Origin of the sequence: Nostoc sp. KVJ20 (assembly GCF_001712795.1) — a bacterium.
Lineage (GTDB): Bacteria > Cyanobacteriota > Cyanobacteriia > Cyanobacteriales > Nostocaceae > Nostoc.
Map to the genome: position 1 here is coordinate 1 of NZ_KV757572.1, position 17454 is coordinate 17454.

Annotated in this window: 10 protein-coding genes; 4 read left to right on the plus strand and 6 right to left on the minus strand. The window is 42.2% G+C overall.

All coding sequences use genetic code 11. The annotated features are described in order from the left end of the window. Positions 1 to 146 precede the first annotated feature (146 nt). Complete coding sequence (locus tag A4S05_RS06210; protein WP_069068960.1) at positions 147 to 974, minus strand: peptidoglycan-binding domain-containing protein; 828 nt, start codon at positions 972 to 974, stop codon at positions 147 to 149. A gap of 77 nt (positions 975 to 1051) precedes the next feature. Continuing rightward, positions 1052 to 1174 carry a hypothetical protein gene (locus tag A4S05_RS43010; RefSeq protein WP_256090842.1) on the minus strand — a complete coding sequence of 41 codons (123 nt, stop codon included), beginning with the start codon at positions 1172 to 1174 and terminating at the stop codon, positions 1052 to 1054. Between the two features lie 431 nt (positions 1175 to 1605). Between A4S05_RS43010 and A4S05_RS06215 the strand changes: the two genes are divergently transcribed. Next, complete coding sequence (locus A4S05_RS06215; RefSeq protein ID WP_069068961.1) at positions 1606 to 7728, plus strand: AAA family ATPase; 6123 nt, start codon at positions 1606 to 1608, stop codon at positions 7726 to 7728. 21 nt (positions 7729 to 7749) lie between these two features. On the opposite strand, the gene A4S05_RS06220 is transcribed toward A4S05_RS06215, so the two are convergent. Beyond that, entirely contained in the window at positions 7750 to 8292 is a 543-nt protein-coding gene (locus A4S05_RS06220; RefSeq protein ID WP_069068962.1) for a 2'-5' RNA ligase family protein, read from the minus strand. A 303-nt stretch (positions 8293 to 8595) separates the two neighbouring features. Then, entirely contained in the window at positions 8596 to 11466 is a 2871-nt protein-coding gene (locus tag A4S05_RS06225; protein WP_069068963.1) for a choice-of-anchor D domain-containing protein, read from the minus strand. A 1145-nt stretch (positions 11467 to 12611) separates the two neighbouring features. Here A4S05_RS06225 and thiD point away from each other — a divergent pair. From thiD to A4S05_RS06240, 3 genes are all read left to right on the plus strand, one after another. Next, positions 12612 to 13439 (plus strand): bifunctional hydroxymethylpyrimidine kinase/phosphomethylpyrimidine kinase, encoded by an 828-nt coding sequence (thiD, locus tag A4S05_RS06230; protein ID WP_069068964.1) that lies wholly within the window; start codon positions 12612 to 12614, stop codon positions 13437 to 13439. 215 nt (positions 13440 to 13654) lie between these two features. Continuing rightward, entirely contained in the window at positions 13655 to 14263 is a 609-nt protein-coding gene (locus tag A4S05_RS06235; protein ID WP_069068965.1) for a hypothetical protein, read from the plus strand. A 484-nt stretch (positions 14264 to 14747) separates the two neighbouring features. Beyond that, positions 14748 to 15086 (plus strand): P-II family nitrogen regulator, encoded by a 339-nt coding sequence (locus tag A4S05_RS06240; RefSeq protein WP_012410794.1) that lies wholly within the window; start codon positions 14748 to 14750, stop codon positions 15084 to 15086. A 125-nt stretch (positions 15087 to 15211) separates the two neighbouring features. Here the strand turns inward: A4S05_RS06240 and rdgB are convergent, their stop codons facing one another. Both rdgB and A4S05_RS06250 read right to left on the minus strand, forming a co-directional pair. After that, complete coding sequence (rdgB, locus tag A4S05_RS06245) at positions 15212 to 15790, minus strand: RdgB/HAM1 family non-canonical purine NTP pyrophosphatase (protein WP_069068966.1); 579 nt, start codon at positions 15788 to 15790, stop codon at positions 15212 to 15214. Between the two features lie 86 nt (positions 15791 to 15876). Further along, complete coding sequence (locus A4S05_RS06250) at positions 15877 to 17313, minus strand: phosphoglucomutase/phosphomannomutase family protein (protein ID WP_069068967.1); 1437 nt, start codon at positions 17311 to 17313, stop codon at positions 15877 to 15879. Positions 17314 to 17454 lie beyond the last annotated feature (141 nt).

The window sequence follows — 17454 nt, forward strand, 5'->3', positions numbered from 1 at the left end:
CTCAAGGTAGTTTTTTTCCTGAGCCTTGGCCCACTTCCCCTCCACAACTTCATGTGTCTCAAATCACTCTCTCTACTGCCTGATTTTTAAACCCCTACCCTTGAAAGCTACTCCCTCTCCCCTACTCCCTCTGAAATCCTATTTGTTTACTTCTTATTCCAGAGACTTAAAAATGCTTGAGAGATGGCTGGGGTAATCTGACTTTGTAAGTGATTTAGTGCATCACGATGATTTTGATTGTTGTCATCATAATAAGTGAACAGATTCGTCAGCTTCACAATCTCAGGATTTTGATCATTTGTTCCTCTCCATTTGTTAGTAACTTTGTGTAAAACGTCCTTGGGTAGATTTTGTTGTAAGTTATTTAGGGCTGCAATGTAAGAAGTATTTTGAGGATTCTTTTTGAATTGAACCAACAAATCTATCAGCCTGAATTGGGGCTGTGGCTGCTGCGGCTTATTTGTTAGAGTAGGCTGCTGTAGAATTTGACGCTGTTCAATAGTAGCAATGCCATTTTCAGTTAAACCCTGAGATTTCTGAAATTTTCTGACTGCTGTATAAGTAGCTGGTCCATAAAAAGGCCTGTCTGGAGGAATTTCGGCATTGGTTGCAAAACCGTGAAACTTCAATCTATTCTGAAGCCCTTTGACTGTATCTTCCATGACAGTTCGAGTTTCCGAATCAGCGTTACCATTAACCACAAGTTTTTGTGAGTACTGTTTCTGAAACTTTTTAATCGCCTCTTCGGTAGGATCATCTGTCAAGGAGTTGTTATTCCGCTTCCAGGGAGCAAATTTAGTCAGATCCGGCTTAGGATCAATTTCAGGAGCTAAATATCCCAGTCCAATCAATATATGACGGATGACTTCAGGGCTACTAACGGCCATGCTTTTTGGTTCCTTTGCTACTAAACTACTATTTAATGTATCTTGTTTTACAAAAATTAAGTAAGTAGAAATAACTAAGTCTAACATTTCTTGTTTGCAAGGCGTTGTAAAAGTTAAGCAATGTGTGATGACAAACTGCAACTCTTTGAGACGTTCGGCGTAGGCTAGTACACACCGGGAATTAAAGAAAGTGCGATCGCGATCGCACTTTCTTTACCATTGATGATATAGGAATCCGCTTTGATTTCTGAACTGATTTGCGTAGGCAGGGAATAGGCAATAGGCAATAGGCAACAGGAAAGAAGGCTTCTTGGTTGTACTGAGTTTTTTCAGAAATCAAATATGAGTCCTATAGTCATTAGTCATTGGTCATTAGTAACAATCACCACTGACTTCGATTTTCTCACGGTAATTACAAAAAATTAGCGATCGCGGGAGCATTTTGTCAGACAAGTGATGTTTTCGTAGCTGCGAGATGAGTTAATTTTAATTAAGAAACTGATTAATTTATCACAATATATCCACATAGTTATTTTTACTTATTTATTTTAATAGCTCTATTACTAAAAAAATATAATAGATAACTAATTTTAATCAAAAAATCATCCTAAAAAAATTGCCCAGAGAAATAAATTATGATGTTACAAAAAACTGAGTATTGGGAATACTTAATTATTATAGCCATTGAGAATAGACTATTGGAATGAGGTCAGCATATATGACAATAGAACTAGATTGGACAGTTGTAATCGAAGGATATCAAGTTGTTGAGCAACTTTACTTCAGTTCTAAGACTATTGTCTATCGGGGTATTCGAGATATAGACTTGCAACCTGTGATCATCAAATACCTGAAACGTGATTACCCATCCTTTAGTGAACTATTGCAGTTCCGCAATCAGTATACAATCACCAAAAATCTTGACTTACCTGGTGTTGTTCAACCCTACAGTCTAGAAACCTATCGCAATAGCTATGTACTAGTGATGCCAGATTTTGGAGGCATTTCACTTGGGCAATATACTAAGATACAGCCACTAAAATTAAGTGAATTTCTAACGATCGCTATTCATCTAGCTGACATTCTCAACGGACTCTATCAGCACCGGGTAATCCACAAAGATATCAAGCCGGCCAATATCGTCATTCATCCAGAGACAAAACAAGTTAAGCTGATTGACTTCAGCATCGCTTCTCTGCTGCCCAAAGAAACCCAGGAAATTAAAAATCTTCAGGTCTTGGAGGGTACTCTTGCTTATCTTTCTCCTGAACAAACAGGACGAATGAATCGGGGTATCGACTATCGCAGTGATTTTTATTCCTTGGGGGTGACTTTTTTTGAATTACTCACGGGTCAATTGCCCTTCCAATCCAATGATCCGATGGAACTGATTCATTGTCACATTGCTAAACAACCAGAAAAATTAGGAGGCAGGAGGCAGGGGGCAGGAGGCAGGAGGGAAAAAGAAATTCCGCAGATGATTTCAGATATTGTGATGAAATTGATGGCGAAAAATGCTGAAGACCGCTATCAGAGTGCATTAGGGCTGAAATATGATTTAGAAATTTGTTTGGCTCAACTCAAGGAAACGGGTAGAATTGAAAGTTTCCCAATTGCCCAACGGGATGTGTGCGATCGCTTCCTCATTCCAGAAAAACTTTATGGTCGTGAAACCGAAGTAGCTACACTACTGCAAGCCTTTGACCGCATTAGTAGTGGTACTAGAGAAATCATGTTAGTAGTGGGTTTTTCTGGTATCGGCAAAACAGCGATCGTTAATGAAGTCCATAAGCCGATTGTCCGGCAGAGAGGTTACTTTATCAAAGGTAAATTCGACCAGTTTGGGCGGAATATTCCTTTTTCAGCCTTTGTCCTAGCATTACGGGACTTGATGGCGCAACTACTTACCGAAACAGATACCCAACTAGAACAATGGCAGACGAAAATTCTCTCTGCTTTGGGTGAAAACGGGCAGGTGATTATTGAAGTCATTCCCGAACTCGAACGGATTATTGGTAAGCAACCTCCTACACCTGAACTCTCAGGGAGTGCAGCTCAAAATCGCTTCAATCTGCTGTTCCAAAAGTTTATTCAGGTACTCACAACCCCAGAGCATCCCTTGGTGATTTTTCTGGATGATTTGCAATGGGCGGATTCGGCATCACTGGCTTTAATGCAACTACTGATGAGTGAGGCAGAAACGGGCTATCTGTTGCTCATTGGTGCTTACCGAGATAATGAAGTCTCCCCTGCTCATCCCCTAATGATGGTATTGAACGATATTGGCAAAACTGGAGCGGTAATTAATACTATCAACCTAACTCCCCTCAAGCCATCCGACCTCAATCATTTGATTGCCGATACCCTTAGTTGTCCCCCAACACTAGCAGCACCCTTGACGGAATTGGTATATCGGAAAACTACGGGCAATCCCTTTTTCGTCACCCAGTTACTCAAGGCATTGTATGAAGAAGGATGGATTACCTTTGATATTGAGAAGGGCTATTGGCAAGGGGATATTGCTCAAATTCAAGAATTGACGCTCACCAATGATGTTGTCGAGTTTATGGCGCATCAAATCCAGAAGTTGCCTACTTCTACCCAATGTGTTTTAAAACTAGCTGCTTGTATTGGTAACTCTTTTGACCTGGCAACTTTGGCCATTGTCTATGAAAAATCCCCAGATGAAACCGCCGTAGACTTGTGGAGAGGGCTGCAAGAGGGATTGATTTTACCAACCAGTGAAATTTATAAGTTTTTCCAGAAGTCGGGGACTGGGGATTGGGGATTAGGGACTGGGGACTGGGAGAATTTGATTGCGGGTCTAAATCCTGCACCAAATTTTGAGGAATTTATACCCAGTCCCGGAGCGTCTTGTCGCCAGACATCGCCTAGATCAGGTGAATCATGCCAATTACCCAATTACAAATTTTTGCACGATCGCGTCCAACAAGCCGCCTATTCTCTCATCCCAGAGGAGCAAAAACAAGCAACTCACCTAAAAATTGGGCAACTACTGCTGAAGAATACAACTTTGGCACAGCAAGACGAAAAGCTTTTTGAAATTGTCAACCAATTTAATATTGGCAAAAATCTGATTAGTGAGCGATCGCAGCAGACTGAACTTGCTCAACTAAATCTGCAAGCTGGAAAGAAAGCAAGAGCCGCAACTGCATATACAGCAGCATTTGAGTATGTCACCACCGGCATTGCTTTACTGACACAGGAACGGTGGCAAACACAATATCAGCTAACTCTGGCTCTTTATGAAACTGCTGCCGAAACTGCTTATTTGAGTGGCAATCTAGAACAGATGCCACAATTTGCGGCAGTTATTTTAGAAAATGCCAGCACTCTGTTAGATACAGTCAAAGTCTATGAAATCAGAATTCAAGCAGCTCAAGCCCAACATCAATTTCTAGCGGCAGTGCAAATTGCCCTGGAGATTTTGGAGTGTCTCGGAGTCAGTTTTCCTCAGCAACCGAGTGAATCGGATATTGCCCAAGCGTGTGCGGCGACTAACTCAATCTTGGCTGGTAGGCAGCCGTTAGATTTAATTACTTTACCCCAGATGACGGAGCCGGACAAGATAGCCGCCATCCGGATTCTTGCAAATGTCTCTTCTTCTGCTTATGTTGTCGCGCCATCTCTTTTACCATTTATTATTCTTGAGCAGGTGAATTTATCGGTTCAATATGGCAATATCTCATACTCAGCAAATGGCTATGCCTACTACGGACTAATGCTATGTGGGGTAATTGGAGATATTGAGTGTGGCTATCAGTTTGCACAACTGGCGTACTTGTTGCTCGAACGGTTGAATGCCAAAGAAATGAAAGCCAGAACCTATGTCGGAGTTCAGTGTAGTGTGTGGCATTGGAAGCAGCCACTCCAAAACACCTTAGCATTTCTCAGAGAAGGCTATCAAAGTGGACTGGAAACAGGAGATTTAGAATCGGCTACCATTTGTGCATTCGTTTACGTCATGCACTCTTGGTTTGTTGGCAAAGAACTGAATGATCTCAGCCGAGAGAGTGTTGCCTTCCGTGATCAACTCACTCATCTTAAACAGGAAGGTCTTCTCAGCCATTTAACTATTTTTCAGCAAGGGATTTTGAATTTAATTGGCGATGCTCCAAAAGCATGGGAACTGATTGGTAATGCTTTTGATCAAGAGAAAATGTTGCCAATTCTCCAGCGCTCAGGCGATCAAACAGCACTGTGCTATTTCTACGTCAGCAAACTAATCCTCTGCTATACATTTGGTAAGTTTGAGCTAGCAGTTGAAGCTGCGATCGCAATCAAAAATTACTTGGGTGGTGCTACAGGATTATTCCTAGTTCCAGTTTTCCACACATACCACTCTCTGGCACATTTGGCTATCTATGCTGAAGTTTCTCCAGCAGAACAACAATCCATTCAGCAACAGGTAATTGCCAACCAGGAAAAGATCAAAAAATGGGCTGACCATATTCCAGCAAATCACCTGCACAAGTATTATTTAGTGGAAGCGGAATGTCATCGCGTTTTGGGCAATAAAGTTGAAGCGGTTGAATATTATGATTTTGCCATTGCTTTAGCTCAGGAAAATCAATACCTCAATGAAGAAGCTCTAGCCAACGAACTTGCAGCCCGATTTTACTTGGGATGGGGCAAAGAGCGAATTGCTCAGGATTATTTACTCAATGCCTACTATGCATACTCTCGTTGGGGAGCAAAAGCCAAGGTTGAGGATTTAGAACGAGACTATCCGCATCTTTTAGCTCCCATTCTGCAACAAGAGAAAATACAGATGATGGCTGATGTCACAATTAGCCCAGATGATAATGGCACTTTCAACTTAAATTATGTCAACTCCACGACATCTGCTAGTAGTGGTGTGTCAGTTGCACTGGATTTAGCAACACTCCTCAAAGCTTCCCACACACTCTCTAGTGAAATTCAGCTAGAAAAACTGCTTTCGACATTGCTGAATGTAGTAATTGAAAATGCTGGAGCAGATAAATGTGTATTGCTATTACTCGAAAAGCAAAGGTTGCTGATTGAGGCAATTACTACAGTTGGCCAATCATCAACAGTAATGCAATCGCTGCCTCTAGAAGACTCACAGGATCTACCGATTTCACTAATTAATAATGTTAAACGCACCTGGCAACCCTCGACTATTATCAATGCAACTACCCATCCTTTATTAATGGGTGATGCTTACATCATTCGTGAACAACCCAAAAGTTTGTTGTGTACACCGATTATTCATCAAGGCAAACTGTTGGGAATTTTGTATTTGGAGAATAGACTAACCACTGGGGTATTTACAAGCGATCGCGTCGAAATCCTGAATCTGCTCTGTACTCAAGCTGCGATCGCTCTGGAAAATGCCCGCCTTTATCAGAAGGCGCAGACTTATGCTCAACAAGTGGAGCGATCGCTCGCCCAACAGAAGACTTTGTTTAATGTTGTCACCCAGATGCGAGAATCTTTAGACATGGATGCAATATTTTGTGCTGTAACCCAGAATATTCGTCCCATTCTGAACGCCGATCGGGTGGGAATCTATCAGTTTCATTTTGAATCGGGGTACGAATACGGCGAATTTATTGCCGAAGATGTACTACCTGCATTTCCTTCTGCCTTGGCGATCAAAATTCAAGATCATTGCTTCGGCGAAAACTACGCAACTTTATATAAACAGGGACGTTTCTGTGCAATGGCAGACATCGAAGCAGATGAAGTACTAGAGTGCCATCGGGTAATTTTAGAGCAATTCAGTATCAGAGCCTTGCTGGTTGTGCCAATTATGCAAGACAACGAACTTTGGGGACTGCTTTGTATTCACCAATGCGATCAACCTCGTCACTGGCAAACTTCCGAGATTCAATTTGCCCAACAAATTGCCGCCCAAATGGGGGTTGCACTCCAACAGACAGATTTACTAATCAAAACTCGCCAACAGGCAACCCAACTAGAACAGACACTCCAGCATCTCCAAGAAACCCAACTTCAGCTAGTTCAAAATGAAAAGATGTCAGCACTGGGGAACCTCGTTGCCGGAGTTGCCCATGAAATTAATAATCCCGTTGGCTTTATTGCTGGGAACCTGAAACCCGCCCAAGATTATGTGCAAGACTTATTTGGGCTAATTAACTTATATCAAGAAAAGTTACCCAATCCAGGACAGGATTTGGAAGACGAAATCGAGGCAATTGATTTGGAGTATATACGGGAAGACTTGCCGAAATTAATCGACTCGATGCAACTAGGAGTCAATCGCATCCATGAGATTAGTACTAGCCTCCGCACCTTCTCCAGGTCTGATAAGGATTACAAAGTTCCTTTCAACTTACATGATGGCATAGACAGCACCATCTTAATTCTCAAACATCGCCTAAAACCTCATGAACATTACCCCGGAATTGAGGTGGTGAGGGACTATGGCAATTTACCTCAAGTGGAATGCTTTGCAGGCCAGCTAAACCAGGTATTTATGAATCTGCTAGCCAATGCGATCGATGCATTAGAAGAGTCTCATCGGCAGCGCCATTTAGCAAATATTCAAGCAACCCCCCATCAGATTTTAATTCAAACTCGTCTCTCTGAAGATGGAGAACAAGTTGCGATTCGGATTGCCGACAATGGTATCGGCATGACTGAAGAAGTGAAGCAACGGGTATTTGATTACCTGTTCACCACTAAATCCGTGGGTAAAGGAACAGGGTTAGGATTAGCGATCGCTCAACAAATTGTCGTAGAGCGACATGGGGGAAGGCTCAAGGTGGATTCTGTTCTAGGACAAGGAACAGAGTTTACAATAATCCTTCCTGTTACGGATGAAACTCACTGAGAGTTAAACCCTAAATTATCATCAAGTCAAAAAAGCAAACTCCGATTTAATATTCCAGCGCTTACCGTCGTGAAGCAACAGTGTTAATTTGTCGGCAGTAAACTCAAAATGCAATTGACGCTTTTCAAATTCTGGCCAAGCAGCTTTAAAGTTCTGCTTTGTTAAATCCCGAAACGCAACCGTTATATGGGGCGTAAAAGGGCGCGTTTTAGAAACCTGGTCAACAATTCCCAAGTTGCTTTCTGTATAAGCCATTAAATTAGCTTGCAAAGTCAAAAGGTCTTGACTTCTGACTACATTAATGTATACGACACGAGGCACAAAGGCATCAAACCCCCTGAGTGTAATTGCTAGTGGCTGTTGTCCACGAGCAAACTCCTTCAAGGATGCTTCTAGTAGTGGTAAATTAGCATCTGCCCATTCAAAGGGCGGTTGCAGAGTAATATGAGGCGGAGATTTTAGCGCTCCACTACTAGAATAGCGATCGGCAAAGTCCTGCTTAATCTGGTTGACGTAGTCTTGAATGTCCTGGGATGGTAGGAGGGCAATGAAAAAACGGCTCATTCAATTTTAGATTTTTGATTATGAGAGGATGCAAGTATATGCTTCTCTTTGTAAAGAAGCAAGCCACGTAAAAACGACACTTCTATGAAATTCAGTGCGTTTGTTACTTATTTGCTACTCAAAAGTACCATCTTTAATCAGATTTTTAGCGATCGCACTACTCAAATGCGACTCATTTAGTATTATCCAAATTGTAGGGGCACAATATATTGTGCCCCTATAGGTGCAGTCTATTGAATTGAAAACTATCTTGAAAGTGGGTTCATATTTGGATTACACTTCCACTCAGTTGACCGGGCCCAACTATGCTTGAATGATGAAATCGGAAGCAGTCAGAGTAGGCGCACCACTAAGTTTTGCAAATTGACCACCACTGCCTAAACCAGCAGCGCTACCATTTTGATTGTATAGTAAATTTCCAGTCAGAGGATCGTAGACAATCACAGCATTACTAACCGCCCCTAGACTGGTGACTTGAAAATCACTAGTCTTACTAAAACCCGTTCCCACAACAGAGGTAATGGCATTAAAGGTGGTCTTATCCAGAACAATCTTGTCACCTTGAGAGCGGTTGAAGTCAGTGATAGTATCAATACCCACAGTAGCGCTAGTAAAGGCAGCATTGGTGTTGTAAACGAAAGAATCAGCACCTAGACCACCGACAAGAGTATCATTGCCTTGTCCACCAATGAGAAGATCATTCCCAGTACCGCCTCGCAGCAGGTCATCACCACTTTTCCCGTCGATGATGTCATTACCTCCTTGACCATTAATCACATCGTTAGAGTTGTCAAAACCGACGATGTTATTGTTCAAATCATTGAGGAAGGTGACGGTGTTTCTGTTGAAAACGCTAGTTTGAGTGGAGTCGGCATTAATCACATCATAGTTGTCGGTAAAGTTAGCCTGTCCATCAAATAGGATATTACCGATGGCGGGTCTTGTTGCTAATGCAACTAAGTTCTCCAGGTTTTCTAACTTAAAGTTTTGCAGAGTGACTTTGGTATTAGCCACATCTTCAAAGGTGACTTCTAAATTGTTTGCATTTTGAGTTAATTGCAGATTTCTCGCAGTCAAACCAGCCCCAATAAATTGCAAGGTGTCTATTTTCGCAATCACCGCAGCTGAAGGATTTGAGTTAGTACCTACACCACCAAAGTCCGTGATGATGTCATTGCCATTGTTTAATCGGGTGATAAAGGTGTCATTGCCAGCGGTACCATTAATAATTTTAGGTTTAACAGTGCCACTAATAACAAAGTCAAAGGGGCTTTCGTCACTATCGTTGTTATTTAAACTGAGGCTACCACTATAAGTGCCTAGTGTAGTGGTGTTGAGTGCCACCACCATATTGGTGGAAGCATTAGCAGCCACACTCGTCGGAAGAGTACCAACCACACTAAATCCGTCAGGAAGTTTAAGATTACTCAGGCTGAGTGCAGCTGTACCGGTGTTCTTGATAGTAAAGGTTTTGGTGAGAGTGTTACCAACAGTGGTGTCGCCAAAGTTAATGGCTGTAGTGGTGCCATCTGCAATGTCAACAGTGCCATTGAGAACTTGAATTTCTGGGGCAGGAGCGGGTTTAACAGTACCACTAATCGCAAAGTCAAAGGGGCTTTCGTCACTATCGTTGTTGTTTAAACTGAGGCTGCCACTATAAGTGCCTGGTGTAGCGGTGTTGAGTGCCACCGATATGGTGGTGGAAGCATTGGCAGCCACACTCGTCGGAAGAGTACCAACCAAACTAAATCCGTCGGGAAGTTTAAGGTTACTCAGGCTGAGTGCAGCTGTACCGATGTTCTTGATAGTAAAGGTTTTGGTCAGGGTGTTACCAACAGTGGTGTCGCCAAAGTTAATGGCTGTAGTGGTGCCATCTGCAATGTCAACAGTGCCATTGAGAACTTGAATTTCCGGGGCAGTAATAGTGATGCGGGGAGCTTCGTATGCACCAATATCAATCAATGCAGTGCCATTACCATCCCCATCCAGAGGAATATTCCCAGTTATGGCATTGAAGACATTGGAACCAGCATCGATCGCAGGACTTCCAGCTTTGAGCGCAAAATTCTTTTTGGCCGCATCAACAAATTGAGGATCTTTACCCAAAATGTTCTGCAATCCCGTAGCTTTTAGATTATCTGAAGCTTGAAATAAATTCGAGTTATAAACAAGGTTGCGATCAAAGGTTATATTTTTGGCGAACTTAATGCTGTTCGCTTTTTGATTGTTGGTTGCGTACAAGATGTTGTTGTAGACACCTACTTTTTCTGAATAAGAAACACCAATCTCTCCATGCTCTTTAAGAACACGACCATTCTGGTAAACTGTGTTGTTGAGGACATCGACATTTGTAGCTTTAAAAATCTCAATGCCTGCGCCTCCATTGTTGTAACTTGTGTTATTTGCAATTAGTGCTTTACCAGTATAGGGTAAGCCGTCTTTAGTCTCCATAGTGGTATCAAGCATAATACCGTGCCCTTCAGTGATTTTGCCTACCACTACCCAAGGAACCAGACTTTGATTATCGTAAGCAATGTTGTCTCGAAAAATTATCCTGTAGTCAGTAGTATTGTTATCAAAGTTAAAACTGTTAAGTGCGGTGATTCCCTGATTACCAAAAGGCGAATACCAAGCGTTTCCAGACACAACATTTTTCTCAACAGTAATGTAATCGGCATCACGAAATGCAATGCCTCCACCTGCAAAGTTACGGACTGTATTCCCAGCAATGACAATGTGATGGGGATTAGTACCGCCCGCTCCCTGACTATCTTTCCATGCTGATACATAAATTCCATTAGCATAAGTCAAGGGGTTGTTAACGTTATCCTTCTGACTTAAGGCATATTCTAGAGTGATGTTTTCCCGATTGCCCTCTAGCTCAAGTCCTTCAATCCGCACGTAAGATGAACTAAATACATTAATGCCAGTTATAGTTGTTTTTATCTTAGGCGTATGTCCTGGATAGGCTTTGACGGTTGTCCAGTTGTCTGGCGAACCATTCATGTTAAAAATATTTCCTCCTTTCTCATAAGTGCCATTCATGACGTAGACTGTATCGCCTGTTTTCATCTCATAGAAGGCTTTACCCAAACTGCGAAATGCAGTATCTTCTTTCAAGCCATTATTTTTATCATTGCCTGTTCCAGAAACGTAGTATGTTTTGCCAGCCATTATCTTTACTCCGAATATTTTGTAAGGTGAATTGGTAATAAATTCTCAGCCACTTTCATCAGTTGCTAAGTAGTTATTTGAATGGGTTATCTATCTGGAATTTTCAAGACAGTCACAGTTAGTCCAATCGCGACTTGAAATCGCGTTGGTTCTAGAAACGCTGTTGTAAAATTGAAAATTTTTCTCCTGTCAACCGTTGATGGTTAAAACAGGGATATCGATACCATCAATCCAATCGTCAGGGTTTTGTTGAGGGTGATCGGACGATTAGCGGGTAGATGCTTCGCCTGTTTTGCTGGTTGTCAGACATAGTCTGATTAGCAAGGCTAGATGGAGTCGAATTGAATCGTATCTTCATCTGGAGCACAGATGTAATCGCTGCTCTTTGTGAGCCAGCTTGACCATCTGCTATATTCAATACAGCGATCATAATTTTGCATGGTAATTCCTCTGGACTTTATCCGTTGTCTGAGGTCAGGAGATTGCTAAATAGGCATGGTAAAATACACCCCTGACTAATAACTTCGGACTTAAAGTTACAGTGGTCAAAGTTAAATTTTGCTTGAAACTTTAGTAGGTTTACCCCTTAACTTAAGGGGATTAATCTAACAACTGAGTCGAACCTGTTTTTAAGCGGTGTAACTGATGTCTTGTTTTGAACTTAGTTAAAAGTAACCTTTACAAACAGCACTTGATATCAGTAAATGCTCGTAACATGGTAAGTTTTTTTACAACAAAAGACAAAAAACTATGGAAGTGTCGTGGTGAGTCCTGTTAATTTCCTGAGTGATATGGGAATAGAGAGTGCTTTGTGCGAGGATTTGATGAAGTTTCTCTACAAATTTGAGGACTGGGGATTAGAGATTGGGATTGGGGACTAGTAGCGCAAGGCGGAATTAAAAATTAAAAATTAAAAGTTAAAAATGAAGACAGCATAAGGGTTTTGTTGATTGAGAATGGGTGGCTTATTTCCGCCGTGCGGTACTAGTATTTTTTACTCAGCACTCTCTAGTCAGCACTATCAAGTCAGGTTGCCGTAACTGTTTATCGTTGCGATTGGGTAGGAGGGAATAGGGTTTTAGCCTAGAGAGCCAATCTTTGAGATAGTTTGGTTTGATGGTGTCAACTTACTTAATCTTCATAATATGAATACTGCAATAAACTCCAGAATACCTGTTGCTTTAACCATTGCTGGTTCAGATAGCGGTGGCGGTGCAGGAATTCAAGCCGATTTACGCACCTTTGCTTTTCACTGTGTCCACGGTACTAGCGCTATAACCTGTGTCACGGCACAAAACACTCTAGGAGTGAGGAGGGTTGATGCTATGCCAATGGAGGCTGTTGTAGCGCAAATTCAGGCAGTAGTTGAGGATATTGGCGTACAAGCTGCCAAAACGGGAATGTTGCTCAATCAGGAAATTATCTTTGCTGTTGCCCAGCAGGTAGAAGCTTTACAAATCAATAATCTAGTAGTTGATCCAGTAATGGTGTCACGTACAGGAGCACAATTGATTGATGATGATGCTGTGAAGACTCTGTGCCATACGCTGATTCCCAAGGCGGTTATAATCACGCCCAATCGCTATGAAGCTCAGATTTTAAGCGGTTTACAAATTAACTCCTTGGAAGATATGCAAGCTGCTGCTGAAATTATTCACAAGACTTTAAGAACGAAGGCTGTTTTAGTCAAGGGCGGAGGTATGAAAGGAGATTTACGTGGCGTTGATATCTGGTTTGATGGCGATAAGTTGGAAGTTTTGACTTGCCAGCAAGTAGAGACAAAAAATACCCACGGTACTGGTTGTACACTATCGGCTGCGATCGCTGCTAATCTGGCTAAGGGAAAAGACTTGTGGCAGGCGGTGCAATTAGCAAAGGAGTACGTAACTACTGCGCTCACTTACGCTCTAGATATTGGCGAAGGGCAAGGCCCTGTAGGACACTTCTTCCCATTGTTGGGGACTGGGGACTAGGGACTAGGGACTAGGGAAAAGTTTTCTTAATACCCCAATACCCAATACCCAATACCCAATACCCAATACCCAATCCCCAGTCCCCAATCCCCCAATAAAAAATCTTTGCCCTTTCGATATTTTTCTATTATTCTTGGGCATAGTTTCAGGGGTGACTATCTCTGTTAGCATCTCTGTACGATCTAATTACCTTGATTTTTAATACCAAGCCCCCGATGCGAACAACCATAGGTTCTGTTCACAGAAATTCGCCAACACCGACTACTCAAGCCTACCCTCCCTCTGTACCACTATCTGTATACAGGGAATTGTCAACAGAGTTGCAAGCAGCACAGGCGAGGCTAAATGCACTCACCACCCAAAATCAGCAACTAACACAAGAAAATCAACTATTACGCCAAGAAATTACCAAAGTCGTTGAGTCTTTTTCTCGCTTGCAAAATTTTGTGGATTCCCATGCTAAACCTAATTATCATCAAGCTACCCAAGCTGTTAGCGAAGTTAAAAATGCCGCTAAACAGCCTGTAACACAAGGGCGTCCACGTCAGCAGGTTTCTCGTTCACATCCACCCGTTGTGCCCAAAGCCGCACCCGAAAAAAGCCGCCGCCAAGACTTTTCTACACCTGTAATGGAAATGAATTTCCCGATACCAGAACAAGTTTTTATAGAAGAACAACAAGTAAGTTATTATTCCACTACTGAGCCAGATGCCAAGGGACTCAATGGTTGGTGGTTAATTATTACCATCTTGTTAATCATGCTTACTGCCTTTAGTGCTGGATATTTCGTTGTGCGTCCCTTGTTTGAACATCAGAAACGTTAGTTGACACTCCCACAGTCAGCAGCAGCAGTCTTTCGGGCTACTATGCAATTTATCTACAATCACTCTCTAAATATCCAAACAAATCTGCTAAATAGTGGAGTTGATTTATTTTTAGGTTATAAAAGCTACATAAAATGCTAAATTGACAGAAACTTCTTTATGTTAGAAGCTCAAAGATTATCCAAGTTATTGGCACTCTCTGGTCTAAAAATTATGGTGGTTAAAACTACACGAGGCTTTGGCGAATGCTCAGTCGAGCCGTCGCTTATATCTCATCCCTAAAGGGACTGAGTTTTACGCTTACCTAGTGTTTCTCTAAATCTTTGCTGGTTCTCATGTCCCAAATGCTCAAGCAAAGCATCTACATTTTAAAAAAGTGGCAATTATTACATATCTTTTAGGAAAAGCACTGCTAGTTACAGCTTCAGACAGCGGATCTGGTTAGATATATAAACGAAGCTAGTAGAAGTCAGGAGTAAAGAAGATGAAAAAAGTAGAAGCTATTATCCGCCCATTTAAGCTAGATGAGGTAAAAATTGCCTTAGTTAACGCTGGTATTGTCGGTATGACTGTTTCTGAAGTCCGGGGGTTCGGACGGCAGAAAGGCCAAACTGAACGGTATCGCGGTTCTGAGTACACCGTTGAGTTTCTACAAAAACTCAAAGTGGAAATCGTAGTTGATGACAATCAGGTTGATATGGTGGTGGACAAAATTATTGCTGCTGCCCGCACTGGTGAAATTGGCGATGGTAAAATTTTCATCTCGCCTGTTGAACAAGTGATTCGGATTCGTACCGGCGAAAAGAACACTGAAGCAGTTTAAAAAGTTAGGAGTAGAGACGCGATTAATCGCGTCTGTACAAGAGTTATGAGTTATGAGTCAGGACTAATGAATGAAGATTTAGCATAATTCATAAATCCTAACTCCTAACTCCTAACTTCTAGCTCCTAACTCCTAATTCTCTCTAGTTGCGGAAGTAAAGCTGTAAAAGCCTTCCCTCTATGGCTAATTGACCTTTTTAACTCTTTTGTCATTTCAGCAAAGGTCAATTGCAACTCTTGTACATAAAAAATTGGGTCGTAGCCGAAACCACTATCACCACGAGGTGCGTGGAGAATTTCGCCACAACAAACACCTTCAGATTGTAATACGATCGCACCATCAGGACGAGCGATCGCTACTGCACAAACAAATTGAGCTTGCCGATTTACCTCGTTGCCTAATTCGCTCAATATCCTAGCAATGCGTTCTGAGTCGGTTTTGGCGTAACGTGCAGAATACACTCCTGGTGCGCCATTCAGGGCATCTACTTGCAAGCCTGAATCATCAGCAATTGCCCAGTTTCCCGTAGCTTTAGCAATTTGTGACGCTTTCAGACAAGCGTTAGCGGCAAAAGTTTCGCCCGTCTCTTCAATTTCCAATTCTTCAGGTTTGAGGGTTAATTCCCAACCAGAATTTTCCAGATAAGCTTGCATTTCCCGCAACTTACCTGGATTTCCTGTGGCTACTACAAGTAATTTAGTCATTGGTCATTAGTCATTGGTAATTGGTCATTAGTCATTGGTCATTTACCAAGGACAAAGGACAAAAGACTAATGACTAATAATGAATTTTACTCCGCCCACTGTTTCGCCCAAGCAAGAGTTTGATGCACTTGCTCAATTGTCGAGGCTTCGCAGTATAGGCGTAAAACTGGTTCAGTCCCGCTGAAGCGAATCATTAACCAGCTTTTATCAGCTAGACGATACTTGTAGCCGTCAATTGTTTGGCAATCAATCACTGCTTTACCTGCAATTTCCGTCAAGGGTTGGGTTTGCAGTTGTTGCAAAAGACGCGATCGCACTTCCATACTTGCTAAGGGTAAATCAATGCGATCGTAAGCTGAAGTAAATCCTGTTTGTTTCTGCAAGTGGCGATAATACTCACCTAAATCCAAACCAGATTCTACAATCGCCTCTAGGACGTACAATGCTGACAGCAGTGCATCCCGTTCGGGAATATGGCTACCATAGCCGATTCCTCCCGATTCTTCGCCGCCCAGCAAAACTTCTGCTGCTAACATTCTGTCAGCAATATATTTATAACCAACTGCTGTCTCAAATACTGACAGATTATGTAGTGCCGCTACAAGCGGCATCAAGTCGGAACCACTAACAGTTTTGACTATTTCTCCAGTAAAACCGCGCCGCAGGGTTAAATGGTCGATTAATATCGGGATTAATACTTGGGAACTTAGGAAGTTGGCTTCTCCATCCACTGCTGCAATGCGATCGCAGTCTCCATCAAATACCAACCCCACTGTTAAACCTGATTTATCGGTTTCTCTGTGAGTCTTGATGACTTCAAATAGCTTTGAAAGGTATTTTGGTAAGGGTTCCGGCGCACCGCCACCAAATAGGGGATCGCGATCGCTGTTGATTTCTTTGACTTGATTGCCTAGTAGTCTCGCCAATCCGCTAGCAGCAGCGCCATGCATGACATCGGCAAATAATGTCAATTTACCAGATGCGATCGCTTCTCTAAGTTTGGCGATATCAACTTTACGTTCTAGTGCTTGGGTATAACTGGGCCAAGGATCGAATTTCTCTTGCTTACCTGGGGTAGCTGCTAGAGGTACTCCCACCAACAACTGATCTTCGATCTCTTTTGTGACTTCTGGCGGTACTGATCCACCAAAATAACCCTTGACTTTTAAACCTAAATATTTACCAGGATTGTGGCTGGCCGTAATTACTAGCGCCCCTAAAGCATTGAGTTCTTTTGCTGCCCAACTATAAGCTGGGGTTGGGGCATAAGTTTCGCTCAGTAGCACATCAAATCCGACAGATGTGACAGTATCGGCGACAGCACGAGCAAAGTCTTCTGCCATGAATCGGCGATCGTAACCGACAATTATTGTCCGGCTACCCACCGTAGAAAAATACGTATCATATAATACTTTCGCGGCAACTGGTGCGACCAGGGCTAGGCGTTCAAAGGTGAACTCGTCACCAATAATGCCCCGCCAGCCGTCTGTACCAAACTTGATTGAGTTAGCTACAACTGGCATCTAAGTATCCTAACTGTCTACTTGAGGATTCTAGCATTTATACAGTGTGCAGAGTAAAAAAAGAATCTAGTAAAAATATGTACTAATATTGGGCTGTTTCAACACAAAATTGAGCAAATTTGTGCAATGGAGTGCGTAGAC